A 25,863-nucleotide genomic window follows, 5' to 3' on the forward strand; every position below is an offset into this window, starting at 1 on the left:
TGTAGCTTCCCGCACATCCATTCACTCAGCGCTCCAGGGCTGACAGCGCCTTTTCCCATCCGTGGAGGCGCTTGCACTAGGCACGTCCATGTGCCGTCGGCGCACTCACTTTTGTGGCAGCTTCGCCAAACCTAAGGGTATTACCTGAAGTGAACCAGAATACAATCCAAATTTAGCGCGCTCTTTTATAAAAGGGGGTAGGGATAATTTGTGCTTTAACCGCTTTGCCTCGAATAATGACGTCTAAAGTGGAACCCATTTCTGCTAAATCAGCACGGACTAAGCCTAACGCGATATTTTTGTTCAAAGTTGGAGAGAAAGAACCCGAGGTGATAAAACCGACTTCTTCTCCATCTTTTTGTATAAGGTAATGTGAACGAGCAATCCCGCGTTCAATCATTTCTAAGCCCACGAGTTTTCGGGAAAGTCCTTTTTCTTTCTGCGCTTCAAGAGCTTCCTTACCCACGAATTTCTCTTTGGCAAGCTTCACAAAGAAACCAATTCCTGCTTCAAGCGGAGAAATCTCTTGACCCAGTTCGTTGCCATAAAGGGGAAGCTTTGCTTCGAAACGCAAGGTATCCCTTGCCCCGAGGCCAATGGGCTGAATACCTTCAGATTTACCTGCTTCAAGAATCTTCCGCCAAAGTTCGGGAGCTTTCTCGGGAGCTGAATAGATCTCAAAACCATCTTCGCCAGTATACCCTGTGCGAGAAATAAGGCAGGGTACCCCGTTTACTTCTCCATGTTTAAACCAATAATATTTAATTTCCGAAAGATCTATTGACGTCAGTCCTTGCAAAATTTTCTCGGATAAGGGGCCTTGCAACGCCAATTGGGCCACTTCAGCTGACTTATTGTTCAACTGTACGTCATACCCTTTAGCCTGTTCAAGCATCCAAGCATAGTCTTTATCCGTATTTGAAGCATTAACCACGATATAGAAATGTTCTATACCATAACGATAAACCAAAAGATCATCAACAATTCCACCCTCCGGATAACACATCGGAGAATACAGAATCTGCCCATCCTGAATTAGGGTAACATCATTGGTAATCAAGTTCTGCACAAAGGAAAGTGCTTCTTTCCCTTTAACATCTACTTCACCCATATGTGATACGTCAAAAAGACCGGCTTTCGTACGAACCGTATTATGTTCTTCAATAACTCCAGCATACTGAACTGGCATTTCCCAACCACCAAAATCAATAAGCTTGGCTTTAGCTGCTTGATGTTCCTCATAAAGAGGAGTACGTTTGAGTTCCGCCACTAAAAAACACCTCCTTAAGTTTTGAGTATTACCAAATTCATGGCTTTCATGAGAAAAGTATAGTGTTACAAGATAAAATGAATATAAAAAGGACAGAGGATAGCGCTTCGCGCTTCCTCTGTCCTTTAACCTGAGAGATTCGCCTTTCGGCTTCCCCTTTGGTGTTCTCGTTCGAGAAACTCTCCAGAGCCCCGTCTTTCAGCAGTACATTTGCCTGAGAGTTTCCCTTCCTAAATGAGCGATCTAAGAAGTTTTCTCCTTCGGCGTCCGGTTTTACCGGATCTCTCCCACTGAAATCATTCGGTCATATGTATTTATCTTGTGTCTCCTACATTATACGCAGACAGTACTTATTCGTCTACTCCTAAAAGCAATTCTTCGAAAATTATTCATATTCATTTTAATTATAATTTAAGAGCTAAACTATTTAAATCATCACCGACGCGTTGAACTTTCTCAATCATCTGGGCAATTTCTTGTGTTGCTTTCGCCTGTTCTTCAGTAATCTCCTTATTTTGAACTACTCCTTGAGTGATTCGCTCGATAATCTCTTGAAATTGATTTAAAATCGTGCCAATCTCATTAGCAGAACGATTGCTTTCCTCCGCTAGTTTCCGTACTTCTTCAGCAACTACCGAAAATCCTTTTCCATGCTCACCTGCACGTGCTGCTTCAATAGCTGCATTCAACCCCAACAAATTGGTTTGAGTCGAGACTCGGCGAATGAATTCCAAAATATTCGTCGTTTCTTTCACTTGTTCTTTACCTTCGTAGGCAACTTCAGATACGGTATGACTGATTCCTGCAACTTCTTCTGCCGAAGCTGCCATTTCCTGAATCGCTCCCGCTGCTTGTTCAATTGCTTGGTGTAACTGGTTGACATGCTTTCGAATTATATCTTTTAATTCCTGATCTTTTAATAAGGAAATAACCATGCCTACAGCGATGCGTGCAACAGGCGTAACCACCTCGATCGGTCCAGCGATTCCAAAGCTTCCTAATTTTGTTCCTTCCGACCTGACCGCTATATTAAGACCCTCACGTTGTCCTCCATTAGATCGCTCTTCATCCTCTTTAGTGACCGCAATTTCATTAACCGAAGTCGTCATGATTTTCTTGCTTCCCTGGTGTATTTTACCTACCCGAGTTCCTGCTGAGTCCGCGATTATTTTTCCTGTTGAATCACATACAATGCCATGAAAGCCACTTTCTGTATAAATCAGTTGAACAATTTGGTCTGCAATTTGCTGAGTAAGAATCACTGAATCCACTTCCCTACTGTTATTGTAACTTATAAATATATTATTTTCCGACAAAATCCTTTGTATATTGTAAACTATCCTGAAGTAAATTGTCTATACAAAAATCCTAAGGGTGAGAGTCTCCTTTTCCACCCTTAGGATTGCTAATCAATCTATTCTATTCCTTTAACAACTGAGGCACACCGTGGGCAGAGCGTGGGATGGGCTTCATCCTTGCCCACTTCAGTATGATACATCCAGCAACGTTCACACTTTTCACCAGCTGCTGAGCTGACCTTAATCCTTAAGCCTTCGATATCTTCGGCTACAGTTGCCTCTACAGGCGTTTCTTCTGTGGGTTGATGTAACTCAACATCAGAAACAATGAAGATTTCCGCAAGGTTAGGAACTCCTTGCAGGAATTCATAGAGATCAGCTGGGGTGTAAAGATCAACTTGAGCGGTAAGCGGATGATTGATGAGCTTATCTTGACGGGCTTTCTCCAAAGCCTTCGTGACCTCAGCACGTAAGGATAAGATTTGATCCCATTTAGCTCCAAGTTGTTCATCCATCCATTCCGGCTTCACTGTAGGCATTTTTTCAACTTGAATATTTACCCCTTCAGCTACACCTGAGACATAAGGCCAAATTTCATCCGCTGTGAAGGTAAGTACCGGAGCAATTAAGCGTACCAGAGCATCCAAGGACTGATAAAGAACTGTTTGCGCAGAACGACGCAGTGTGGATTTCTTCCCTTCGACATAGAGGCGATCTTTGGCAATATCGAGATAAATAGCGCTCATCTCAATCGTACAGAAATTATGGACGGTATGATATACCCAGTGGAACTCATATTTTTCATACCCTTCAAGCACACGGTCGATCACTTTTCCAAGTTGAAGAAGCGCCCAGCGATCAATCTCAGGGAGCTCAGCGTAAGGAACTTGATCCTTTGCTGGGTCAAAGTCATTGAGGTTACTGAGCAGAAAACGTAAAGTATTCCGGATCTTTCGGTAAGCTTCCGACATCTGTTTCATAATGCGTTGAGAAGCTGCTACATCGTTTTTATAATCCGCTGAAGCAACCCAGAGTCTTAAGATATCTGCTCCCATTTGGTTCACGACTTGAAGCGGATCAACCCCATTACCCAAAGACTTTGACTGTTTCCGCCCTTGCTCATCCACGAGGAATCCATGAGTAAGTACGGCTTTATAGGGAGCCTTGCCAAAAGCGGCGACAGATGTCGACAAGGAAGAGTTAAACCAACCTCGATGCTGGTCAGAGCCCTCCAAATAGAGGTCAGCAGGCCAGGTAAGTTCCTCTCTCTGCTTGAGAACTCCAGCATAACTTGTCCCCGAATCAAACCAAACATCCATGATATCCGATTCCTTGCGGAACGCATGGCCCCCACAAGGGCAGGTCGTTCCCTCCGGAAGAAGTTCTTCAGCTGGATGTGCAAACCAAGCATCTGAACCTTCTTGACGGAAGATCTCTTGAAGTTTAGCAATCGTTTCATCGTTAACGAGCTCTTTGCCGCAATCCTCACAGTAAAAAATCGGGATCGGAACACCCCAAGTCCGTTGTCGGGAAATGCACCAGTCTCCTCGATCTCGAACCATATTGTAAATTCGATCTCTACCCCAAGCCGGAATCCATTGAACTTGATCAATCTGCTCTAAGGCTTCTTTACGGAAACCATCGATTGATGCAAACCATTGCTCTGTTGCGCGGAAAATAATCGGATTTTTGCAGCGCCAGCAGTGAGGATAACTATGGGTAATCTTTTCTTCAAGTACTAGAGCATTCGCCTTAGTAAGGTCTTCAATCACGATCGGATTAGCTTTACCAACTTTCAGTCCGACATAAGGTCCGCCTTCTTCAGTAAACTTACCTTGATGGTCGACTGGACAAATGACCGGCAAATCATATTTTTTCCCAACGATAAAGTCATCTTCCCCATGACCAGGAGCCGTATGAACGCAACCCGTTCCTGCTTCAAGTGTAACATGCTCACCGAGGATTAATAGCGATTCTCTATCGAGGAGTGGATGTTGACATGTAATCAACTCTAAATCCTTACCGACGAAGGTTTTCTCAACAGGCAATGCCAAATTCCAAAGGGCACGGAGTCTTTCCAGAAGACCTTCAGCGACAATCCAATGTTCATCCCCAACCTTGACTTGAGCATAAGTAAAGTCTGGATGCAAACTGATGGCTACATTGGCCGGAATGGTCCAGGGCGTCGTAGTCCAAATGACAACGTAGGTATTCGCTTCGTTAAGAATACCTTTACCCTCTTTGACAGCAAATTTTACATAAATTGCGGAAGAGGTCTGATCTGCATATTCAATCTCCGCTTCAGCTAGAGCCGTCTCGCAAGAAGGACACCAATACACAGGTTTTAAGCCTTTGTAGATATAGCCCTTTTTCGCCATTTCGCCGAAAACACCGATTTGCTCAGCTTCATATTCTTTATGGAAAGTTAGATAGGGGTGATCCCAATCCCCACGTACGCCTAGACGTTTAAAACCCTCACGTTGAATACCGACATACTTTTTCGCGTACTCTTTGCAATGCGCGCGAAATTCTAGGGTGGAAACGGCATGTCGATTTAGTCCCACCTTCTTAATAACCTGCTGCTCAATCGGTAGACCATGTGTATCCCAACCAGGAACATAGGGAGCATCGTACCCCATCATCGTTTTATACTTAACAATGATATCTTTAAGCACTTTATTTAACGCATGCCCAAGATGAATATCTCCATTTGCATAAGGAGGCCCATCATGGAGTATAAACTTTTTATGTCCTGCTCGAGCTTTTTGAACGTGCTCATAGAGATTGTTTTCTTCCCACTTTTTTAAGATTTCCGGTTCACGTTGGGGTAAATTGCCCCGCATCGGGAAATCCGTTTCTGGTAAGTTTAAGGTATCCCGGTAATCCATAAATTGATTCCTCCTAAGTATTCTATACATAGTAATGATAAAAACTAAAAAAATCCCTGTCCACATAAAAGGGACGGGATATTCTCGCGGTGCCACCCTTGTTGCTCAATTGAGCCACTCGGAACCCTATAACGGAGGTGATCCGGAGAAGCTTACTCTAACCGTTCAGCTTCTCACTCTAAGGTGATTTCCTTGTCTTACCTCGCGGGCTTGCACCATTTCCCGCTCGCTTGAGAGGATATCTCAAGGACTGTCCTTATCCACGTTTTCCCGAAAATAATTAAGCAAACAATTAAGCTAAAACTTTACGGATTAAACCAACTAATTTGGCTGTTCCTTCAGAATCAACCGGCTCAACTAGAAATAAACAAAGATAGGGAATTTTTCGTTCCTTCCAGTTAATTACCATCTCATAAAGTCCATCTTTAACCAAAGTGACTTGATGTGCATCACGTTCATTAGATAAACCAACAACGACTCCACGTTGCTCCATGACATCAAGTGCTTGAAACGCACGATCAAGCAATTCATCGCTTCCTGCCATGAGGACATCCCCCGCGCGGAAAGGTCCAGGTTCAGCCTTTCCAAGATAAAGGACTTGAATCTCCTCTGGAAACGAAATTAACTCACTGAGGGTTGACACAAGTTCCATATCACTACGACCCACTTTGCCAACAGGGAGACTATTGTCCTGAATATGTAGTCCTAACCCCTCAACCAAGAAATCGGAAGCCAGTTCCGTGTACAATATGCTTTTCATAACCAGCCATCCTTCTAAATAAACTATTGTCTAAGCGATATCGTACATTCTACCATGATTCTAACCTATTCCGCAAGATTCAAACCATTATCTTGACTCTTGATTAGCTTAAGAGAATCAATTGAAAGTTCGGATTCCTTATTAAAAGATTCTGCAAGATTAAGCTGTGCGTGTAGGAATGACTTTAATTGTGTCCGAATCAGCTCTCTTCTTCTGAAAAGATCTTCAATTTCCTCGTTAACCTCAGTTATCTTTTTCTGCGCTTCTATAAAGCGTTGCGCCTTTTCTTGTTCAGCAGTTTTGATCATCAGTTCAGCTTCATGGCGTGCAGATAGCTTCACTTCCTCGGCTGTCTGCTGAGCGAGTACCATTGTCTGCTGCAACGTCCCTTCAAGCTGTTTATATTGTTTAAGTTCTTGCTCAAAGCGTTGCACCTTTTCGCGAAGTTCGAAATTCTCACTATAAACGACTTCAAATTCTTTACTGACCATATCGAGGAACTTCTCCACTTCTTCCGTTTGGTAGCCACGAACCCCTTTACGAAACTCTTTATTCCTGATGTCAATCGGAGTCATCGGCATAGTTCTGTCCCCTTTCTAATGCTTTTGTGTCTGAAAAACAATAATACTCCAGCCAATCCGCCCTTTGCGAGTCTCACTTGCATCACGAAGGCGTAATCGTCCATATCCTCGGCAAGAAATAACATCCCCTGACTTCACTTCCAAATCGGGTTTGCTAATCATTAGATCATTGCGTTTAATCTTTCCTTGTCTAATCCATTCTTGAACAACGCCTCGGGCAACATTAAAACCTGAAGCAACTATGGCGTCAATCCGTGAAGAAGCAACAGTAATTCGGCGCTCTTCTCCAGGATCTTCACGGAGATTGAGTTCTCCTTGAACTCGCTCGACACGAATATTGGCCCGTCCCGCCATTCTCCACTCTTGAAGCAAATAATCTGCAATTTCATCGACAACAGCGACGATCATCCCACGAATTCCAGAATGGATATCCCCAATCAGTTCTCTCTTTAGGCCAAGACCCATCAGAGACCCTAAAATTTGTCGATGTTCTAAAGCGACATGGGGATCTGTTGAAAGCACCTCTAATAGAGTGATCCCATTTTGTACCTGGTCTAGGTCTTGTCCATTTTGACCGAGGAAATAGCATACCCTCTCTGAATCTGAAAATCCACCCTGTGCCTTATAACTTAACGATTCCTTTTGGATAACTCCCTCAAACCATTGCGCTAAACTCAATCCCAAAAAAGGTGTCCTTACGGAAAGCGAATTATCTATTGCTTCATCCGCAAGATCTAAGAGATGCGCCGCTTCAAGACGCATCTCTTTTTCTTGCCAAAAGCCTAATACATTTCGGTCAATCCAATGGTTCATAGACCTAGCTCTTGTAAAAGGCCAAAAATTAGAGGTAAAACAATGACTCGGATGAGATAAATCGAAAAATAAGCGATAATTGGAGAAAGATCAATTCCAAAGCCCGCTCCCCCGATTTGAAACCTTCTAAACGGTCTTAGCAACGGTTCGGTAATATCATAAAGAATACTTCCGAATTTTGAATTAGATAACTGTGGAACCCATGACATAAGAGCTTCAAGGACAATCGCATACCCAAGAAGCATCAAAACTTTATCTATGACAGAATAAACAAACACGAGGATAGAAATAGAGACCACACTCCTTATTTACTGCTCAATGACCATGAGAATCCTTTTTCTTTAATTGTCTCATGCGACTCTCCTGAAATATCTACATTATTAGGAACGAAAAGAAAGATTCCTTGACCCACTTTTTGCATATTACCCCCAAGGGCATAAGTAGCGCCGCTTACAAAATCAACAATTCGTTTCGCAAGATTGTGGTCTGCATTCTCTAAGTTAACAATAACGGGTCGGCGGTTTTTAAGCTGATCCGCGATATTCTGAGATTCATCGAAAGAGGTGGGTTCTATCACAACAACTTTAACTTGTTTCTGAGTATGTATACTCACAACTTGAGCGCTTTTTCGGCTTGAAGATCGAGGCTCATCTTGAGCGTCCTTCTCACTTACTTCCTCTTCTAAAAGTTCTTCATCATCCTCTTCATCAGCAAATCCCATAATTCCAATCACTTTGTCCAATATTTTAGCCATACACGTATCCTCCCTTAAATTTGATTTATCATTAACTTAAATGTTAGCAGGTTTATTCATGGCTTGACGATCTCCAAAAATTTGTCGTCCTACCCGAACTATCGTCGCTCCCTCTGCAATGGCTAATTCAAAATCCCGGCTCATTCCCATCGAAAGCTCATCAAGATTGACATGAGGAATTTTTTTCTTTTGCAACACATCTCTGATTTGGTGCAATTCCCTAAAAAACCCTTGTGTCTCTTCTGGTGTAGCCTCCAACGCCCCAATCGTCATCAAGCCGAAGGCCTGAACGTGTGAACAGTCTGCAATCGCATTCAAAAAATCCTCTAGCTCTTCCCTCATTAGCCCCGCTTTATCCGGATCTCGAGCCGTATTGACCTCAACAAGTACCGGCCAAATAATATCTCGCCTCGTTCCCTGTTCTTCTAGCGTTTTAAGTAAATTCAAGCGATCGAGAGAATGGATTAAGGTAATATTATCATTCAAATATTTAACTTTATTGGTTTGCAGCCGTCCAATCAAATGCCATTCACAATCTTTCGGTAAAGCAGGAGCCTTTTCTAACCATTCTTGGACTCGATTTTCAGCAAAAACACGTTGCCCAGCTTGGTAAGCCTCCCTAACTGCTTCTACCTTCATCGTCTTACTCACGGCCAGAAGTTTAATTTCTTGCAGTCCCCGGCTAGCACCTTCTGCAGCTTTACCCATTCTTTGGTAAATCTGTTTCAAATTATTTTCTATACTCACGGATTACACCACCATGCTGAAAGATTCTACACTTTTTCCATATTTCCTGCCAATTCCAGCTCTATGATGGGATTTTTACATTGGCAGTCAAACCTTCAATCCCTGAACGCGGATTTTGAACGACAGGGATACCCTGAGGAAGGTTTTCCACACAGACAGAAGCATCATTTTCCCCCAGAACTTTTACTTTGTGAAACTGAAATATTCCTTCCTGTACAACATAGACTCCCATTTCCTCTCCCTTCGTGAAAAGGGCATTTTTCGAAATGATAACCCCGTTCTCGGAAGGACGTGCTATCCAATTCACCTCTTGCATTCTCTCGTTTACTGTCCCCTCAAGGTATTGATTAAAACGAACAACGATTCCCTGAGGTGTATTTGACTTACGCATAATCTTTCCACTTAAAATCTGCCCTTCAACGTTAAATTTAATCGTTTTCCCCACACTCAAATCCTCTGTCGTTTGTACTTCGACAAAGGCTTCTGTTGGAATCAAGTTATTGACCACTTTTCCCAGGGGAGCCCCCGCTTGAATTAGATCGGCTTTCGTTTGGGGATTTTCTTGCTGTTCAAGAATTTTCGCTAAGTCCATTTCCATTAAACTTTGAGGAGTAAGCACACTTTCTAAGCCATCCACTTTTTGAAAGAATAATCCACCCTTTGGGATGCTCACTTTAACGGATTGCTGATTAGAATTCGTCCCCGGAGCTGCTCCCTCCGGATAAATTTGAGCAACAATTTCCCCACGCCGGAATCTCTGTCCTTCTTTTCCAAGAAATTCTACTTTTCCTGAGGCGGGAGATGGGATGACATGCTCTTCATTCGCGAAGATCGCTTTAACGCTAACATAATGGTCAATACTCCCCATTTGTGCGGGTTCAATTTCAAGTGAACCTGTCATCCAGTTTGCTCGATACACCCAGCCCAAGGAACAAACGATAAGGGTCATGAGCAGCCCCCCCCAGAGCAACCTTTTAGCCATTGTATGTTTACTTTTCTTTTTCATACAACTCCCCCTGTTCAGCGACTGGCAATTCACAGGTAAACACTGATCCCAAACCCAACCGAGAAGTAATCCCAATTTTTCCGTTCGAACCCTCAACAATATGTTTAACAATGCTTAATCCTAAACCTGTACCCCCTTGTTCTCGAGAACGAGCTTTATCTACCCGATAAAATCGTTCAAAAATCCGAGGGAGATCCTGTTCTGGAATTCCACATCCCGTATCCTTAAACTCTAAATAAACAACAGAGTCTTTTTGAGATGCTGACAACTCAATTTTACCTGTAGTTGTATATTTCACTGCATTCTCTAACAAATTCAGAAGAACCTGGCTAAGTAAATCTGGACCCATAGCAACAGCAGGCAAATCGGAAGGTAACTCCACCACGAGTTCCAGTTCTTTCGCCTTTGCATAAGATGAGATCACGGGTTTTATCTTCTCATAGGCTACCTGAACTCGGCTTGAACTCACAACTAAATCAGTCCGTCGATTTTCAATACGGGAAAGGGTTAAGAGATCATCGATTAAACGTTGCAAGCGTAAGGTTTCTCTTTGGATGATCGTCAAAAAGCGTTCACGAAGTGCTGGATCATCAGCTGCACCATCAAGTAACGTTTCAACAAATCCTTTGATCGAGGTTAAAGGGGTTCGCAGTTCATGAGAAACATTACCCACAAAATCAGTCCGTACTTGCTCCAACCTGCGAAGTTCTGTCACATCATAACCAACAATTACAGCTCCCCGAGGACGTATTTGATCCTGTTCCCCAAGAAAAGGATTAACCTGAACCCGAACAATTCTTTCACCTAAAGTGATTTCTGAAACTCCAGATTTTCCTTCCTCTAAGGCACTTTGAACAAGTTCTTCCAATTCGGAATAACCCTGAACATCGATAAAATATTTGCCCTTCAAATCATCTTGAGTATAATCGAAAATATTTTCCGCTGTTGCATTAACGAGGACCACTCGGCCCACTTGATCAAGCGCAATTACTCCCTCTTGCATTCCAGCTAGGATTGTTTGAACTTTCTCTGCTTCTTGCGTATTTTTTTGTAAGCTGATTTTAAATTCCTGTGCTAGCGTGATCATTTCTTTCCCAATCTTACCAATTTCATCAGCAGAATCGAGAAAATACACTTCACTAAAATCCCCTTTGGAAATTGACCGGGCTGTGGTATAAAGTTTATCCAACCGAAGACATAAGCGATTCGTCAGGTAATAAACGATTCCGCCCGGCAAAATCAGGGCCAGAATAAAAGTCGGCCAGTCAAAAACAATAGCTTCTCTGTTTACAGCCCTCTCTCCTAGCCAGAACAAAAACAAGGTCAGCGACGTTGCTAGCAGATAGGTGCTTAAAATTCTCCACTTTATTTTCATTTTATTTATCCTTTTAAACGGTAGCCTATGCCCCGAAGTGTCTCAATATATTCAGGGTTTGAGGAATCTCTTTCCACCTTTTGCCGCAAATGTCGAACATGGACATCTACCGTTCGGGTATCCCCTGAATATTCATAACCCCATACCTGTTCCAAGAGTTCATCTCTTGAATAGACTTTGCCTGGATGTGTGGCTAGAACCCGCAGAAGTTCAAATTCCTTAGGAGTCAATTCGACCTCCACTCCACGTACAAGCACCTGAAAGCGATTCAAATCCATTTTCAAGTCCCCACGAACCAATTCGTTTTCTTGAATTTGGGGTTTAATCCGGCGAAGTCGAGCACGGATACGGGCTAAAAGCTCCCGCGGACTAAAGGGTTTCGTCAAATAGTCATCTGCTCCCAACTCTAGGCCTAAAACCTTATCGATTTCCTCGACTTTAGCCGTTAACATAATCACAGGAATATCACGTGATTTTGGATTTTGTCGAAGCTGATTACATACTTCCATACCATCCATTCCAGGAAGCATAACATCAAGGATCACTAGGTCAGGACATTTCTCTTCGACAGTCTTCAATGCGGAGGGGCCATCATAGGCCACAAGTACCGTATAGCCTTCCTTTTCAAGATTAAATTTCAAAAGCTCCTGAATGGGCTCTTCATCATCCACGATTAGAATGACAGCCATACATTTCCCTCCTCATCAATCCTTGCGCCGTATCCATCCCGCCATCCGCCCCGTCATCGGTCCTTCCTGGCGATGAGAGAAAAATCGATCTGTATGACAAGCTGTACAAATACCATCACTCCAAATATTTTTTGGCAGAACTCCAGCTTCGAGTAACAATTGACGATTTGCTTCCCAAAGATCAAGCTGAGCATGACCAAGACGAGAGGGCTTTATAAAAGGAGTCTCCTTAAACGTCTCTTGAAAAAGCTTCATGACGCGCTCATCCACTTCATAACAGCAGGGGCCAATACTTGGTCCCAGAGCCACCCAACATTCGCGAATATCCCCTCCCAGGTTTTTAAATTCCCTGAGAACGTTATTCACGATTTTACCCACTGTCCCTTTCCAGCCTGCATGAGCAATACTTATTGCCTCAAGGGTTGGATGATAAAAAAATACAGGCACGCAGTCTGCGAAGAAAGCCATTAACCCCAGAGAGCTTGTTGTTATTAACCCATCTACTCCAGGCAAAACCGTTTTAACATCCTTACTTCCTCGACCCGCATCAGTTGATTCAACGTGTTGAACCTCTACACCATGAACTTGTTCCCCTATTACGAAATCGTTCCACTCCGCATCCCATTCCTGTAGCCAGAGCTCTCGATTTCTCAAGACGATTTCCGGATCGTCCCCCACATGTAACCCTAAATTCAAGGATTCATAGGGAGATTCTCCCACTCCGCCCCAGCGCGTTGAAAAACCAACTTGAATTCCACGTTCTTCCCACTCTGGAAGGGTGAGATAAGTTAGCTTTTCACCTTGATGATAACACCAGTTCATATTCGACTCCTCGTGTTTCGAGATATATAGCACAATTTTATATCTTACTTTTAACTATACCATAATTTTTCCAGTCACAAAACCTACCAAAGTCCTATCTTTTACTAGGAAATCTGACAGTATCTCAGATATATCCCGTTCCATAGCCTAACTTTATCAGAAAAAGACGAAGTCTGGGTTATGTAGAATACGTAAAAAGCTCCCCGAAGGGAGCAAAATAAACAAGCAATATTGATAAACAGTATTTCACGGAGGCTAATTAATGGTGCTCCGGATCCGAATTTAAGTCAGGCAAGCCTTGAGCATCCACTAAGATAACATCCACGCCGATCTTCTTTACTCGATCCCAGGGAATGGTAATATCTTCAGTTCGGTTTCCACCAAAAAAAACCCAACTGCGGGACGCTCCAGGAACAACAATTCCCTTCACAACGCCACGTTCCAAATCCAAATCCAAATCTTTAATTGGTCCTAATCTTCGGCCGTCCTTAATATTGACGATATCCAACATACGAAGTTCAGAGATCCGCATCGATATACCCCCCTCTCTAATCCATATGAGAGGAACTAGGGTTTAAGACTCAGGATTCTCACATTTTTATCTGTTGTTATACGTACTTACGCATGTGACCGAGTGCAGCTTTTTCCAAGCGTGAAACTTGGGCTTGGGATATCCCAATCTCATCCGCAACTTCCATTTGCGTTTTGCCATGAAAAAAGCGCAAAGATAAAATGAGCTTTTCTCGCTCACTTAGTCGCCGAAGAGCCTCACGTACCGCAATACCTTCTAACCAACTTGCATCAGAATGCTTCTCATCACCAATTTGATCCATCACAAAAATGGGATCTCCCCCATCATGGTAAATAGGCTCAAAAAGCGAAATAGGTTCTTGAATTGCATCTAGTGCAAAGATGACTTCTTCTCGAGGTACGGTTAATTTGGATGCGATTTCTGAGACGGTCGGTTCACGTGAACATTCACTCACTAACTGATCCCGAACCTGAAGCGCCTTATAGGCAATATCACGCAAAGAACGACTGACCCGGATCGGATTGTTATCCCGCAGGTACCGCCGGATTTCCCCAATAATCATCGGCACAGCGTACGTTGAGAATTTAACATTTTGCCCTAAATCAAAATTATCAATTGCTTTCATTAGCCCGATGCATCCCACCTGGAAGAGATCATCGACATATTCTCCTCGATTCGTGAATCTCTGAATCACGCTGAGGACCAGTCGCAAATTACCATAGACTAATTTTTCCCTGGCTTCACGCTCCCCACTTTGATAAGCAACAAACAACTCTGTCATTTTCTTACTCTTTAGGACAGGTAACTTTGAGGTGTTCACTCCACAAATTTCAACCTTGTTTAAAGCCATTTGAGCACTCACCTTCCCAGCCGATTTCCTCTTGGTGAGTATGCCCTAACTGACTTTATGTTATTCCAATCGACAAAACTCTTTCCTCAATCTCCTAATTATGCGTTTTTCCAACCTTGAAATATAGGATTGAGAAATTCCTAACCGATCGGCGACCTCTTTCTGCGTTTTTTCCTCTCCGTTGTCTAACCCGAAACGGAGCTCCATGATCAGCTTTTCCCGATCAGAAAGACGTCCCATGGCGAGATGGAGAAGCTGGCGATCCACTTCTTCTTCGATCGGCCGTGAAATAATATCATTTTCTGTCCCAAGAACATCAGATAATAAGAGTTCGTTGCCGTCCCAATCGATATTTAAAGGCTCATCAAAAGAAACTTCTGATCGGGTCTTATTATTTCTCCGCAAATACATAAGGATCTCATTTTCGATACATCTAGAAGCGTATGTAGCTAGTTTAATCTTCTTTTGAGGATCAAATGTATTGACGGCCTTAATTAGTCCTATTGTTCCTATTGAAACCAGATCTTCAATTCCAATACCCGTATTTTCAAATTTGCGTGCAATATACACAACTAACCTAAGATTGCGCGCGATCAAAATATCACGAACCGTTGGATCTCCCATTTCGAGCCGTTCCAGCAGATCAACTTCTTCATCTAAACTTAAGGGAGGAGGTAAAGCCTCGCTGCTGCCAACATAATAAATTCCCTTGCGGCCGCTGAGTCTTTGAAGAAGCATGCCCCATAAAATGTAAAATCTATTCCAAATTTTCTTATACCAGCTCATAGGTCAACCTCCGCTTCCTTGAACTTGTTCCGGATGTAACAAGGCCTGGTATTCACCATCCGGGCTTAAGGATTGTTGTACTAAAGCTAATGTTGCTTTGATTTCCTGGCCTTCAGGGTCTGAATAGAAAAAAACGCGGTGCGGCCGAATTCCCAATAGCCAGCTTTGGTGTCCGACGGATTGATAGGGAATAAACACGAAAGTTCTCATCCAAATAGGATCGGCCTTCCAGAGCCAGGGCCAGGGATCCTCTAGCTCACGCCAAGGAGCTTGAAGTATGGAACGTAAGTTTTCGGGCAAGGCTGTTGCGGCTATATCCTCTTCGACAAGGAGAACGGGAGTCCCCGTAAGAGGATCTCTCAGTTGATTGCCCGTGTCCAACATTGCTCTCACTTTAATTGGCTCGCTATCTTCTTCAAAATCAATTCCAAGATCATAAACTACAGTCTTTAATTGCATCGCTTTTGCTAACCATCTCATCCAAAGCTTCTGCCCGCCCCACCAGAGGAGAACACCTAAGGGTAATACCCAGAAGTTTCGTATACCTAAGTTAAATACAGAGGATCCTAATCCATCAAATTCTACCCAACCCCACAGAGCAAAGACGATGCCTCCCAAACCCGCAGATAAGATCCAGAACAAGGTCAAACGTTTAAGAAAAACTCGCCGACCACCCGGTGCAAAACTGACCCAAACCATTGCTAGAGGGGTAAGGACCTTGCTCAGAAGCAAGAATGTCGAAGCTGGCCAATACGCCGAGAGAATAACTGAAAACTCACCCAGGAACACTCCTCCCAACATGCGATATCCATGCGTTGAGATATTGAGGAGTCGGGCCGTTAAATAAAGAAGAAAGAGATCCATTATTCCATTGATCATCAGATCAAGATCAAGATACCTCACGACCATCTTTAAGGCAGCCCCTTTTGTCCCTGTACGTTTCTGTTCAAATTATACCTTAGATGGTGAATAAAACCTGTCGTATTACGTGGGAATTTTTAGGAAAACGCAGGCGAGTCTTGACGAGATATATAGAAAAGGAGCTAGCCCTTAGGCTAACTCCTTTATAATCGAAACTTAATATTAACTGATTACCGACGACGGCGTAAAAATTCAGGAATATCGAGTTCATCTGATGAAGCCGCTGCTACAGGTCGAATCACCTGTTCTGCTGTCGTTCCAGTTTTACCGAAAGAACTCTGTGTCTGATCAAAACCCGTGGCAATAACTGTAACTCTAACTTCTTCCTTCAACGTTTCATCAATAACTGCTCCAAAAATAATATTTGCCTCTGGATCAGCAGCTTCAGCAATAATTTCAGAAGCTTCATTGACTTCAAACAAGGTCAGATTTTGCCCGCCTGTAATATTGAGAAGCACACCTTTGGCTCCTTCAATCGAGGTTTCCAAGAGTGGGCTAGATATTGCTTTACGTGCCGCATCTGAAGCCCGATTTTCACCACTGGCTTGTCCAATGCCCATTAAGGCTGAGCCAGTATTTCTCATAATCGTTTTCACGTCAGCAAAGTCTAGATTAATCAGACCTGGAACAGCAATTAAATCGGAGATTCCTTGAACACCTTGACGCAGAACATCATCCGCAATCCTGAACGCCTCATGAATCGTCGTATTCTTATCAACCACTTGCAACAAGCGATCATTCGGTATCGTAATTAAGGTATCCACTTTGCTTTTTAATTCAGCAATTCCTTTTTCAGCTTGCATCGCTCGTTTGCGTCCCTCAAAAGTAAAAGGACGGGTGACTACCCCTACAGTGAGTGCCCCTAGCTCTTTTGCCACTTCAGCAACAATTGGAGCAGCTCCGGTTCCAGTACCGCCTCCCATGCCTGCTGTGACAAAAACCATATCAACACCCTTTAAGGTTTCAAGAAGTTCTTCCCGACTTTCCTCAGCCGCTTTTGCTCCAACCTCTGGGTTTGCGCCAGCTCCTAAGCCCTTCGTCAGTTTCAAGCCAATCTGAACTTTTTGTCCTGCCCGCGAAAGGTTTAATGCCTGTGCATCTGTATTTACAGATACAAAATCAACACCCTTAAGCCCTGCTGTAATCATGCGGTTTACCGCATTATTTCCTCCGCCACCAACACCGACGACCTTTATCCCTGCAAACTGATCAAAGTCCATGTCAAATTCAAGCATCTAGCGTTTCTCCCCCTCGTAAATTCAACTATTTATCCATCATCTTCATAATCGAACCTTTTCAGACTTGCATAGAAGTTCTATGTACAAGCCCAATATTCCTTTTTTCACGAACATTTTTTTCTGCTAAAAGGACTAAAAATATAGGATGGATCTTATTTTTTTATTAAATTTCTTCTAATAATTGCCAAGTTGTTAAATAAACGCACCCCAAAGGCGACGACTGCAGCTAGATATAGATCCACGCCAATCCGATCGCCGATATAGGCCAACAAGCCTGCGAGCAGGATATTAGTAAAGAAACCGGTCAGGAAAATTGTTGAGTCAAAATGCTCTTCTTGAGCTGACCTCAATCCTCCTAAAACAGAATCCAAAGCCGCTAAAATCGCAACAGATAAATACTTGGAGTACTCTACCGGAACGGTAAAGGGACTAAACCACCCAATCGATAAACCCAGCAACAAACCTAAAAATGGTAACCACATTATCAATAATCCTCCTCATCATCGGCCAATAACAGGCTTGGCAGCCGTAAAATCAATATACCTCACTCCGTTTTCAACGGTTTTATAGCCCGGGTCATTAAGGAGTTGGTAAAGCCCTGCTAATTTATCTTTCCAGTCTTGAGCTTGTCCTAACCGTACTTCAACTCCACTGGTCAAATAAAGTGTAATTTGCTCAATGGGGTTTACATAAACTTCCCCAATCAAAGGTAAAATTTCTGAAGGGGATTCTTGTAAAAGAAGTAGAGCTGCCTCCAAACCGGGAAGTTTAAGTTCTTGGCCTGGACCCGCCGTATCGGGTATCGTAACACCATTAATTACAGGATAGCTATGATCTGGCCAACCTTCGCTTCTCTGGAGGAAGATCCCTTGATCATCAACTTTAACTACACCGTTAGGAACAACAACCAATGCGACAGGGGTTCGCTCCGTAACCTGAGCGACCAGAGTTTGAGGAAATTGCCGTTTAAATTGAATGCTTTTAACTAGAGGATGTAGAGTCACTTTTTTTCTTAAGCTCTCCTGATCCACAAGAATAATATTCTGTCCTTTAGCACTACTCATCAAGCGATCAATTTCAAGCTGAGGGATCTGATCTAAACCCTCGACTTTGATATTTTGAATTGTGAAGTAACTCGATCGAAGAAAAAGTGTCGAGCCCGCTACCAGTAGGATAACCAATATTGCAACATAAAAAAAGGCTGCATTCGTTTTCATGGGTGCCATGTCTGTTCCCCCTTGACCCAAGTATAACGAATACAGCCTCAACTGTCATGCCTTTTTTGTACTAAGACTTAACCCGAGTTAGCTTGGCTCCAATTTGACGGTATTTCTCCTCGAGATTTTCATAGCCACGATCAATATGACCGACCTTTTCTAGCACCGTCGCATCTTCCGCTGCCAGAGCAGCAAGAAAAAGTGCAGCACCTGCTCTTAAATCAGTCGCTTCAACAAACGCACCCTCTAAGTTTTCAACCCCGCGAATGATTGCTGTCCGACCTTCAATCGTGATTTGTGCTCCCATACGGCGCAATTCATCGACATGCTGAAACCGGTTTTCAAAAATCGTCTCTGTGATTACGCTTGTTTCCTCTGCCATAGCCAGCAACGCCATAAACTGAGGTTGCATATCCGTTGGAAATCCGGGATAAGGCATCGTTTTGCAATCTACGCCTTTGATTCTACCTGTTCTGCGGACACGAACTGCATCATCCCCAATTTGGACCTTAGCCCCGATTTGGCGAAGCTTTGCAATTACAGGTTCTAGATGCTCAGGAATTACATTTTCGACTTCAATATCGCCCTGAGTCATAACAGCAGCAATCATGTGCGTCCCAGCCTCAATTCTATCAGGTATCACCGTATGCTCAGTGGGCTTGAGTTGAGTCACTCCGTCAATCCGGAGAATATCCATACCCGCCCCCCGAACTTTTGCCCCCATCTTATTCAGGAAGTTCTGCAAATCCACGATTTCCGGTTCACGTGCCGCATTATGGATCAGCGTTGTTCCCTTAGCTAATACAGCGGCCATCATGACATTCTCGGTTGCTCCGACACTCGGTACATCGAAATAGACATCTGCACCTCTAAGCTCATCTGCCCAGGCCTCAATGTAGCCATGTCTCTCCTTGACCTTAACGCCTAACTCCTGAAGGCCTTTGATGTGCTGATCCATAGGCCGGGAGCCAATCGCACAACCTCCTGGTCGCGAAATTCTAACCCGACCATTCCGTGCCAGCATCGGTCCTAAAATCAAATTTGAGGCTCGCATTTGGCGCATCAAATTTTCATCGACCTCCCAGCACTTCAGATTTGAGGAGTCGACAATCAGACCTTCCTTGTTAAATGCGACTTCTGCTCCTAAGTATTGCAACACTTCGATCATATGTTCAATATCTGCTAGATGCGGAATTTCTAGCAGGTTCGATCGCCCGGAAGCAAGAAGAGTCGCCGCCAATAAAGGTAATGAGGCATTTTTGGCTCCACTGGTCCGTATCTTTCCTTCCAGCCTTTGTTTTCCTGTGATGACGTAGCGGTCCATCGTCATAGAAATACCTCCTCTATGCGGTTATGCAAATTATGAGGTCATATAATGGACTTCGGTTCGGAGCTCAACTCCGTATTTTTCAAAAACGTCCCTCTGAATGGCTTGGATTAAAGCTAATACATCGGCAGCTGTGGCATTCCCAACATTTACGATGAAGTTACCATGTTTAGATGCGACTTGGGCCCCGCCTATACCTTTGCCTTTCCAACCCGCTTGTTCAATAAGCTTACCAGCAGAATCACCCGGAGGATTACGGAATACACTGCCTGCATTGGGTAGCTCTAAAGGTTGCGCTGCTTTACGTTTCGCCAGATTCTCAGCCATCTGCGCCTTAATCGTTTCTATTTTTCCCGGCTTAAATTTGAGTTCTGCTGCTAATATCCAACCTTTACCTCGCAGTGAACATTCGCGATATCCAAAGGTTAGCTCCTCTTTACTCAAAGTCTCGATCTGACCCTCCTCAGTTAAGACCATAACTTTATAAAGCACATTCTGGATTTCCCCGCCATGCGCACCCGCGTTCATGACGATTGCTCCGCCAAGAGTCCCTGGAATACCCCGAGCAAACTCTAACCCGCTGAAGCCCTTCTCGCCTGCCTCCTGAGCTAAACGAGCTACGGAACATCCCATCTCAGCCTGCAAACTGCATTCTCCCCATACCTCACTAGTTAAGGACGTGGTGACAACCGTAATTCCTTTCAATCCTTCGTCTGGGAAAAGCAGATTTGACCCGCGCCCAATCAGGCGGATTGGGATATTCTCCTGTTGGGAAAAACGCCAAAGCTTCTCCATTTCAGCAACTGATTTTGGCCATACCACCCATTCAGCTGTACCACCGATCCTCCACGTACTCAGGTTCTTCAACGAAACATTCTTCTCTATTCGTCCCTCGATCCCGTTCAATAGCATTCCCATTCCACCTTATGTTCTTCTTCACTTCCCACCAGGATACTCCCATCTGTAAACCCAGCAGGATTGAACGATAAATACTTTCCTCAGCTTCAGGCTCCGGATAACGTTGAAGCCTTCCGAAGTAGCGGAAATTTTCTCGTTCAGCATAGAAATCCACGAAGGCCTCACTGATCACCCAGTCGCCTTCAGGAAACCAGCGTTTGAATTGCCTTCCTATAGGCATATCTTTAACGAGTGCTTTTAACCAATTCTCGGAAACCACCCAATGCAGGCCCCGTCCTTGTTCAGCAACCCAATGACGATCCGCTCCATACCAGAGAAGAGAAGGCTCATAACCTGCTTCCGATAACAGCTCCCAAAGTAAAGGTCGCCCCTCTTGTAGCAGACTTTCAAAAACGGGAAGGATTACCTCTTGCTCCCATAGTCTATGTAAGAAATCCTCAACTGACTCTTGGAGCAAGCCCTGACTTTCTCCCCACTGGCGATAATCATTTTCAAATTCAAACTCCGGCCAATAAACGATCTCTGTTGGGCCAAGATCCGGGAAATCTTCGTCCTTAGCCCCCATCAGGCTCGTTAAATCTAACGGCTCATCAGCCGAAACTTGCCTGAGAATCGTCTGAATCTGTAAGGCCTCGAGCAAAGCTTGAAAGCCTAGCCCTTCTTCTGAACCATGCGGCGTAAGTATGAGAATCTTCCGCGTTGGCCACATGACAATCCACTCCCTTCCTTCTGACTGTCATATGTTATGCCAACCGTCAAGAAGGTGTGAATTGAGAGCCGATTTCTTCTATTTCCACCCTGTTTCAAAGCAAATGTTCACGATCTTGCCTAAGGCATCTGGCTCTCCTAATTCCTTCGCTTTAGCAGCCATTTCTTGGAGCTGGACCGCTTGCCCCATCAAGTCACGAACCGCTTGCCAAAGGGTTTCCCCGTTTAAGTCTTTATCCAAAATAACACGTGCAGCTCCAGTTTGCTCTAACGCCCGCGCATTGTATTCTTGATGATTTTCAGCCGCATAGGGATATGGAATAAGAATTGCAGGCTTTCCTGCCACCATCAATTCCGCGAGAGAAGCTGCTCCAGCTCGCCCAATCCAAAGATCAGTACAGGCTAAAGCTGCGGGCATATCAGCCAGGTACTCGAGCACCTTCCAGTTCTCTCTCTTCCATTGAATTCCTGCCTCTTGTAATGACTTTAGGCTTTCCTGATGAGTCGCTTTTCCCGTAGCCCAAACAACTTGGACCTCTGGGTGCGAAGATAACTCTTTAAGCACCTTAATCATGGCTTGGTTAATACTCCGCGCCCCTCGACTCCCGCCCGTGATGAGCAAAGTCAAGCGTTTAGGGTCTAATCTAAGCCTGCTCGCCCCTTCCTGTCGGCTCATCTGACCTATTTCTGGCCGGACTGGCAAACCTGTCAAGACAAGTTTTTTCTGAATTCCAAAATGAGCAATACTATCCGGGAAGGTAACCATAACCTTACGCACAAACCGAGCTAGTATTTTATTTGTCACACCCGGTAGGGCATTTTGCTCATGAAGCAAGGTCGGAATTCCAAAAAGTGCTGCTGTTAAAACAACCGGCCCAGATACATAGCCTCCTGTCCCCACCACTAAATCAGGCTTAAATTTCTTCAGGATTTGTTTTGTATCCCAAAGTGCTTTTACACTTTTAACTCCAACCTTAAGGGTCTCCACACTAAGCTTGCGTGGTAATCCCTGTCCTGGCACACTGGCAAACTTTAAACCCGCCTCGGGAACAAGCTTTGCTTCCATTCCTGTATCGGTTCCCACGTAAAGGATTTCTGTTTGCGGGTCAGCGGACTGCATTCCCTTAGCGATCGCTAAGGCAGGATAGATATGTCCTCCAGTTCCTCCTCCGGTCACAATCACTCGCACGGAATCTGCCCCTTTCATACGCTTAATTATTCTAAGATCTAGGTTTTTGCCTATCATCTATTTTTCTGAGCAATTTAACTTTTTACAATCCATATTCCTAGTATCTTCAGGATTTTGCTTTACCCCAGTCGCTCTATAAGCTGTGCGGACCAGACTAATGCTCAAGTCCTTCGCTCCGTCGGGTCCCTGTCCAAATCGTCTCCTGACTCACTGTCCAGTTGGAAACGTCCTGTTTCCAACCCGTCTTCGCTGCGGACTCTTCGCGAAGTTGGGTTGCCGCTCGCTTTGAAGTCGCTCCCTTGTGTAAATCAAAATCCTTTGGCTATATCTTAGGTTACTGCTTAAGTAATTCTAAAAAAGATACCCAAGCAATTCTTCGAAGAAGTTATGCTTACGGTTCTTTTCCTTCGCTGACCCCAGGCGCCGCTTTGGCCTAAGGGAGCGTATTAAAGCAAGCAGTTTACCGAACTTAGCGAAGAAGTCGGGCGGAGGTGGAACCGCGCACACGATGTGCGCGGCCGACCGTGAGCCAAGGACGGCGAATTGGGAGGGTATTCCACCGGAGCCCGACTTCCGAGCTCTAGTTCGGTCTGCGAGCGCCACAAGCGACCGTGGCCAAAGCGACGCCGATGTCCTGCACAAGAATAACTATCGTAAGAATAACTTTATCGTGACTCCCGCGAAATATTGAGCAGTACTCCGACCCCAATCATTGTAAAGACGAGCGAGGTTCCTCCATAGCTTAGGAAGGGTAAAGTGATGCCAGTAACCGGCAAAATCCCGCTTACAACCCCCATATTGATCATCGCTTGGATGCTTACCATCGCTGTAAGGCCAACGGCTAAGAGCCCTGCGAAAGCATCAGGAGCCCCCATAGCAACGCGAAAACCACGCCATGCAAACATGAAAAAAAGAATGACCACGAGTGATGCACCCACAAATCCCAATTCTTCCCCGATCATCGCAAAGATAAAGTCGGTATGATTCTCAGGAAGATAGAGGAATTTTTGTTTACTTTGCCCTAGTCCTAACCCAAAAAGTCCTCCGGGGCCTAAGGCCAACAACGCTTGAATCGTTTGGTATCCTTTACCCGACGGATCAGCCCAAGGATCCAAGAAAGCCGTAATCCGGCGCATTCGATAGGGTGCAGCAGCAATTGCGGCAACAACTAAACCTATACCTGTTCCGCCTAAAGCGAGCAAATGGCTAACCCTTGCACCCGCAGCGATCAACATGAAGAACGTTGTTCCAGCAATTGCTAACGTCGTTCCTAAATCGGGTTGAAGCATTATTAACCCTGCGACCAAACCCAGTAATCCTAAAATCGGCAAAAGGCCCTTGCGAAATGATTGAATTTTATACGGATTAAGGGATAAGAGATGCGCCATTACCAAAACCATGGATAATTTAATCACTTCTGAAGGTTGAATCGATAACGGTCCCAGACCAATCCACCGGTCAGCACCATTAACTCGGCGTCCCACGCCTGGTATCTTGACCATAATGAGAAGAACAACCGCCAGAATCAATGCGGGTTTAGCGAAACGCCTTAAAAGCTGCAAATCCAATCGCATGGTTACAGCCATCGCTACCAAACCGAGACCAACCCATATCACCTCCATTTTTAGAAAATGATACGGATCATCATATTGGATATACCCTTTAACAGCGCTTGAACTATACACCATCACCAATCCGATAGTGAGAAGTGCAAGTATCGCACCTAGTAAAATCCAATCTGGTCGGCGGCGTTTTGGCATTTTCAAGTCCCCCCTTAAGAGTTATCAAATGGGTTCCCTATAATGCCTACGCACTAACTCCTTAAAGAATTCCCCTCTTTCTTCATAACTTTTAAACATATCCCAACTCGTACAAGCTGGGGAAAGAAGGACAACATCTCCTGCAACAGCCTCAGCAATTGCAAGGTCGACCCCCTCCGCAAAACCGCCTGCTCGAACAATTCGGGGGACCCCCACATCCTTAGCCGCTTGCTCCATTTCATCGGCTGCCATACCCAAAATAACTACACTTTTCACCCGTTCTTTCACGATTTTCATAAAGTCGTGAAAATCGAGACCTTTATTTTTACCTCCAGCAATCAAAACGATCGGCTGTTCTTCAAAAGCATACAATGCCTTTTCTGCAGCATCAGGATTTGTCCCTTTGGAATCGTTAACAAATAAAATTTCATCGAACGTCCCTACAATCTCTTGACGATGCTCCACTCCTGTAAATTGCCGAAGCCCCTCCGCAATCTCGGGAAAATTTAAACCTAGCTCATGAGCTGCTCCGATAGAAGCCATCACATTTTCTAGATTATGACTACCGCGGATTTGTAATTCTTTCCGACTAAGAATCCGTGTGACCTTTCCATTTTCAGAGTACACGATATCCTCGCCCTGGAGGCTAATCCCCTCCTCTAGATAAGTCGTCGGGCTAATATAGAGAATCTTTGCCTTAAGCCCTGGAGCAAGAGCACGAACTGATGAATCATCCCAGTTCAAAATTGCCAAATCTTCCGCACTCTGATTCTCAAAAATGCGGGCCTTTGCAGCTAAATAATTCTCGACAGTACCATGACGATCTAAATGATCCGGAGTGATATTTAACAAAATCGCAATATTTAATCGTAGCTCATCAATCAGTTCAAGCTGGAAGCTCGAAAGCTCGGCAACAATAATTCCTTCTTCAGATAACTCATCAACATTTCCGCATAAGGCCACACCGATATTCCCAGCAACAAGAGTAGAGCGCCCCGTCTTCTTTGCTAACTCCCCAATCAAGGTCGTCGTCGTTGTCTTCCCGTTCGTTCCAGTAATACCCACTTTTTTTGCGGGGTTATCGCGCAATGCAAGCTCGACTTCACTCCATACGGGTATACCTTGAGTTGTTCCTTCTAAGATGAACGGCAACTTTGGAGAAACTCCTGGAGAGAGTACAACCAGATCTGCTTGAACCTCATTCCATTCGGGAACCCTGCCCAAAATAAGCTGGCTCGACTTAAGCCCCAGCTCAGCAATTCCCTCCAATTTCTCAGGATCTTTGTTATCCGTCAAAATTACATTTGAACCCAAATCCAACAACTTTTTCACAGCACCCAAGCCGCTTCGACCTGCACCTACAACTAAAACCTTTTTATCTTTTAAATTCACACTGATCACCTTCAATAATTTT

General features: G+C 44.3%; 27 protein-coding genes, 1 riboswitch and 1 other annotated feature. Of the genes, 1 reads left to right on the forward strand and 26 read right to left on the reverse strand.

Annotated features, from left to right (window positions below; translation table 11 throughout):
* Positions 1-172: 172 nt before the first annotated feature.
* From gcvT to murG, 24 genes are all read right to left on the reverse strand, one after another.
* The gene (gcvT, locus tag DESME_RS11700; RefSeq protein ID WP_006716620.1) at positions 173-1,270 is read right to left on the reverse strand and encodes a glycine cleavage system aminomethyltransferase GcvT; all 1,098 of its coding nucleotides are present in this window, start codon (positions 1,268-1,270) and stop codon (positions 173-175) included.
* Positions 1,271-1,462: 192 nt separating this feature from the next.
* Positions 1,463-1,570: riboswitch (glycine riboswitch) on the reverse strand.
* A gap of 104 nt (positions 1,571-1,674) precedes the next feature.
* Positions 1,675-2,532 (reverse strand): methyl-accepting chemotaxis protein, encoded by an 858-nt coding sequence (locus DESME_RS11705; protein ID WP_006716621.1) that lies wholly within the window; start codon positions 2,530-2,532, stop codon positions 1,675-1,677.
* Positions 2,533-2,684: 152 nt separating this feature from the next.
* Entirely contained in the window at positions 2,685-5,456 is a 2,772-nt protein-coding gene (ileS, locus tag DESME_RS11710; protein WP_006716622.1) for an isoleucine--tRNA ligase, read from the reverse strand.
* 66 nt (positions 5,457-5,522) lie between these two features.
* Positions 5,523-5,728: a binding site (T-box leader), on the reverse strand.
* A gap of 20 nt (positions 5,729-5,748) precedes the next feature.
* Positions 5,749-6,216 carry a hypothetical protein gene (locus tag DESME_RS11715; RefSeq protein WP_006716623.1) on the reverse strand — a complete coding sequence of 156 codons (468 nt, stop codon included), beginning with the start codon at positions 6,214-6,216 and terminating at the stop codon, positions 5,749-5,751.
* A 65-nt stretch (positions 6,217-6,281) separates the two neighbouring features.
* The gene (locus DESME_RS11720) at positions 6,282-6,797 is read right to left on the reverse strand and encodes a DivIVA domain-containing protein (protein ID WP_006716624.1); all 516 of its coding nucleotides are present in this window, start codon (positions 6,795-6,797) and stop codon (positions 6,282-6,284) included.
* 15 nt (positions 6,798-6,812) lie between these two features.
* Positions 6,813-7,610, reverse strand: a complete 798-nt coding sequence (locus tag DESME_RS11725; protein WP_006716625.1) for a YlmH family RNA-binding protein — start codon at positions 7,608-7,610, stop codon at positions 6,813-6,815.
* A complete protein-coding gene (locus DESME_RS11730) occupies positions 7,607-7,888 on the reverse strand; it encodes a YggT family protein (RefSeq protein WP_242837403.1) in 282 nt (93 codons plus the stop codon). The genes DESME_RS11725 and DESME_RS11730 overlap by 4 nt, the downstream gene beginning before the upstream one ends.
* A gap of 26 nt (positions 7,889-7,914) precedes the next feature.
* Positions 7,915-8,364 carry a cell division protein SepF gene (locus DESME_RS11735; protein ID WP_006716627.1) on the reverse strand — a complete coding sequence of 150 codons (450 nt, stop codon included), beginning with the start codon at positions 8,362-8,364 and terminating at the stop codon, positions 7,915-7,917.
* Between the two features lie 36 nt (positions 8,365-8,400).
* Positions 8,401-9,111 (reverse strand): YggS family pyridoxal phosphate-dependent enzyme, encoded by a 711-nt coding sequence (locus DESME_RS11740; RefSeq protein WP_006716628.1) that lies wholly within the window; start codon positions 9,109-9,111, stop codon positions 8,401-8,403.
* Positions 9,112-9,172: 61 nt separating this feature from the next.
* Positions 9,173-10,117, reverse strand: coding sequence for a biotin/lipoyl attachment domain-containing protein (locus DESME_RS11745; protein ID WP_006716629.1), 945 nt, complete (start codon positions 10,115-10,117; stop codon positions 9,173-9,175).
* Positions 10,101-11,492: a two-component system histidine kinase PnpS gene (gene pnpS, locus DESME_RS11750; protein WP_006716630.1), complete on the reverse strand. Its 1,392-nt coding sequence runs from the start codon at positions 11,490-11,492 to the stop codon at positions 10,101-10,103. Before pnpS ends, DESME_RS11745 begins: the two co-directional genes overlap by 17 nt.
* 5 nt (positions 11,493-11,497) lie before the next feature.
* Positions 11,498-12,181, reverse strand: coding sequence for a response regulator transcription factor (locus tag DESME_RS11755; RefSeq protein ID WP_006716631.1), 684 nt, complete (start codon positions 12,179-12,181; stop codon positions 11,498-11,500).
* Between the two features lie 15 nt (positions 12,182-12,196).
* The gene (gene pgeF, locus DESME_RS11760) at positions 12,197-13,003 is read right to left on the reverse strand and encodes a peptidoglycan editing factor PgeF (RefSeq protein WP_006716632.1); all 807 of its coding nucleotides are present in this window, start codon (positions 13,001-13,003) and stop codon (positions 12,197-12,199) included.
* 259 nt (positions 13,004-13,262) lie between these two features.
* A complete protein-coding gene (locus DESME_RS11765) occupies positions 13,263-13,535 on the reverse strand; it encodes a YlmC/YmxH family sporulation protein (protein ID WP_006716633.1) in 273 nt (90 codons plus the stop codon).
* A gap of 76 nt (positions 13,536-13,611) precedes the next feature.
* The gene (sigG, locus tag DESME_RS11770; protein ID WP_006716634.1) at positions 13,612-14,385 is read right to left on the reverse strand and encodes an RNA polymerase sporulation sigma factor SigG; all 774 of its coding nucleotides are present in this window, start codon (positions 14,383-14,385) and stop codon (positions 13,612-13,614) included.
* 60 nt (positions 14,386-14,445) lie between these two features.
* A complete protein-coding gene (gene sigE / locus DESME_RS11775) occupies positions 14,446-15,171 on the reverse strand; it encodes an RNA polymerase sporulation sigma factor SigE (protein ID WP_006716635.1) in 726 nt (241 codons plus the stop codon).
* 3 nt (positions 15,172-15,174) lie between these two features.
* A complete protein-coding gene (locus DESME_RS11780) occupies positions 15,175-16,080 on the reverse strand; it encodes a sigma-E processing peptidase SpoIIGA (protein ID WP_006716636.1) in 906 nt (301 codons plus the stop codon).
* A 182-nt stretch (positions 16,081-16,262) separates the two neighbouring features.
* The gene (gene ftsZ / locus DESME_RS11785; RefSeq protein WP_006716637.1) at positions 16,263-17,327 is read right to left on the reverse strand and encodes a cell division protein FtsZ; all 1,065 of its coding nucleotides are present in this window, start codon (positions 17,325-17,327) and stop codon (positions 16,263-16,265) included.
* A 155-nt stretch (positions 17,328-17,482) separates the two neighbouring features.
* Complete coding sequence (locus DESME_RS11790) at positions 17,483-17,812, reverse strand: small basic family protein (protein WP_006716638.1); 330 nt, start codon at positions 17,810-17,812, stop codon at positions 17,483-17,485.
* Positions 17,813-17,830: 18 nt separating this feature from the next.
* The gene (locus DESME_RS11795; RefSeq protein WP_006716639.1) at positions 17,831-18,556 is read right to left on the reverse strand and encodes a cell division protein FtsQ/DivIB; all 726 of its coding nucleotides are present in this window, start codon (positions 18,554-18,556) and stop codon (positions 17,831-17,833) included.
* 61 nt (positions 18,557-18,617) lie between these two features.
* Positions 18,618-19,877 carry a UDP-N-acetylglucosamine 1-carboxyvinyltransferase gene (gene murA, locus DESME_RS11800; RefSeq protein WP_006716640.1) on the reverse strand — a complete coding sequence of 420 codons (1,260 nt, stop codon included), beginning with the start codon at positions 19,875-19,877 and terminating at the stop codon, positions 18,618-18,620.
* A gap of 30 nt (positions 19,878-19,907) precedes the next feature.
* Entirely contained in the window at positions 19,908-20,786 is an 879-nt protein-coding gene (gene murB / locus DESME_RS11805) for a UDP-N-acetylmuramate dehydrogenase (RefSeq protein ID WP_174377960.1), read from the reverse strand.
* Positions 20,701-21,501 (reverse strand): hypothetical protein, encoded by an 801-nt coding sequence (locus DESME_RS11810; protein ID WP_006716642.1) that lies wholly within the window; start codon positions 21,499-21,501, stop codon positions 20,701-20,703. Before DESME_RS11810 ends, murB begins: the two co-directional genes overlap by 86 nt.
* A gap of 78 nt (positions 21,502-21,579) precedes the next feature.
* Positions 21,580-22,689 (reverse strand): undecaprenyldiphospho-muramoylpentapeptide beta-N-acetylglucosaminyltransferase, encoded by a 1,110-nt coding sequence (murG, locus tag DESME_RS11815; protein ID WP_006716643.1) that lies wholly within the window; start codon positions 22,687-22,689, stop codon positions 21,580-21,582.
* Positions 22,690-22,907: 218 nt separating this feature from the next.
* On the opposite strand from murG, the gene DESME_RS16090 reads away from it, so the two are divergent.
* Entirely contained in the window at positions 22,908-23,126 is a 219-nt protein-coding gene (locus tag DESME_RS16090; protein WP_167998840.1) for a hypothetical protein, read from the forward strand.
* 228 nt (positions 23,127-23,354) lie between these two features.
* On the opposite strand, the gene spoVE is transcribed toward DESME_RS16090, so the two are convergent.
* Together spoVE and murD are read right to left on the reverse strand one after the other, a co-directional pair.
* Entirely contained in the window at positions 23,355-24,449 is a 1,095-nt protein-coding gene (spoVE, locus tag DESME_RS11820; RefSeq protein ID WP_006716644.1) for a stage V sporulation protein E, read from the reverse strand.
* Between the two features lie 24 nt (positions 24,450-24,473).
* The gene (gene murD / locus DESME_RS11825) at positions 24,474-25,841 is read right to left on the reverse strand and encodes a UDP-N-acetylmuramoyl-L-alanine--D-glutamate ligase (RefSeq protein WP_006716645.1); all 1,368 of its coding nucleotides are present in this window, start codon (positions 25,839-25,841) and stop codon (positions 24,474-24,476) included.
* Positions 25,842-25,863: the final 22 nt, after the last annotated feature.

Source organism: Desulfitobacterium metallireducens DSM 15288, from assembly GCF_000231405.2.
Lineage (GTDB): Bacteria > Bacillota > Desulfitobacteriia > Desulfitobacteriales > Desulfitobacteriaceae > Desulfitobacterium_A > Desulfitobacterium_A metallireducens.

Coding starts and splice junctions, on each gene's coding strand:
- ileS (WP_006716622.1), bottom strand. CDS start 5,456: ATGGATTACCGGGATACCTTAAACTTACCAGAAACGGATTTCCCGATG.
- DESME_RS11715 (WP_006716623.1), bottom strand. CDS start 6,216: ATGAAAAGCATATTGTACACGGAACTGGCTTCCGATTTCTTGGTTGAG.
- DESME_RS11720 (WP_006716624.1), bottom strand. CDS start 6,797: ATGCCGATGACTCCGATTGACATCAGGAATAAAGAGTTTCGTAAAGGG.
- DESME_RS11725 (WP_006716625.1), bottom strand. CDS start 7,610: ATGAACCATTGGATTGACCGAAATGTATTAGGCTTTTGGCAAGAAAAA.
- DESME_RS11735 (WP_006716627.1), bottom strand. CDS start 8,364: ATGGCTAAAATATTGGACAAAGTGATTGGAATTATGGGATTTGCTGAT.
- DESME_RS11745 (WP_006716629.1), bottom strand. CDS start 10,117: ATGAAAAAGAAAAGTAAACATACAATGGCTAAAAGGTTGCTCTGGGGG.
- pnpS (WP_006716630.1), bottom strand. CDS start 11,492: ATGAAAATAAAGTGGAGAATTTTAAGCACCTATCTGCTAGCAACGTCG.
- DESME_RS11755 (WP_006716631.1), bottom strand. CDS start 12,181: ATGGCTGTCATTCTAATCGTGGATGATGAAGAGCCCATTCAGGAGCTT.
- pgeF (WP_006716632.1), bottom strand. CDS start 13,003: ATGAACTGGTGTTATCATCAAGGTGAAAAGCTAACTTATCTCACCCTT.
- DESME_RS11765 (WP_006716633.1), bottom strand. CDS start 13,535: ATGCGGATCTCTGAACTTCGTATGTTGGATATCGTCAATATTAAGGAC.
- sigG (WP_006716634.1), bottom strand. CDS start 14,385: ATGGCTTTAAACAAGGTTGAAATTTGTGGAGTGAACACCTCAAAGTTA.
- sigE (WP_006716635.1), bottom strand. CDS start 15,171: ATGAGCTGGTATAAGAAAATTTGGAATAGATTTTACATTTTATGGGGC.
- DESME_RS11780 (WP_006716636.1), bottom strand. CDS start 16,080: ATGGTCGTGAGGTATCTTGATCTTGATCTGATGATCAATGGAATAATG.
- ftsZ (WP_006716637.1), bottom strand. CDS start 17,327: ATGCTTGAATTTGACATGGACTTTGATCAGTTTGCAGGGATAAAGGTC.
- DESME_RS11790 (WP_006716638.1), bottom strand. CDS start 17,812: ATGTGGTTACCATTTTTAGGTTTGTTGCTGGGTTTATCGATTGGGTGG.
- DESME_RS11795 (WP_006716639.1), bottom strand. CDS start 18,556: ATGGCACCCATGAAAACGAATGCAGCCTTTTTTTATGTTGCAATATTG.
- murA (WP_006716640.1), bottom strand. CDS start 19,877: ATGACGATGGACCGCTACGTCATCACAGGAAAACAAAGGCTGGAAGGA.
- murB (WP_174377960.1), bottom strand. CDS start 20,786: ATGCTATTGAACGGGATCGAGGGACGAATAGAGAAGAATGTTTCGTTG.
- DESME_RS11810 (WP_006716642.1), bottom strand. CDS start 21,501: ATGTGGCCAACGCGGAAGATTCTCATACTTACGCCGCATGGTTCAGAA.
- spoVE (WP_006716644.1), bottom strand. CDS start 24,449: ATGCCAAAACGCCGCCGACCAGATTGGATTTTACTAGGTGCGATACTT.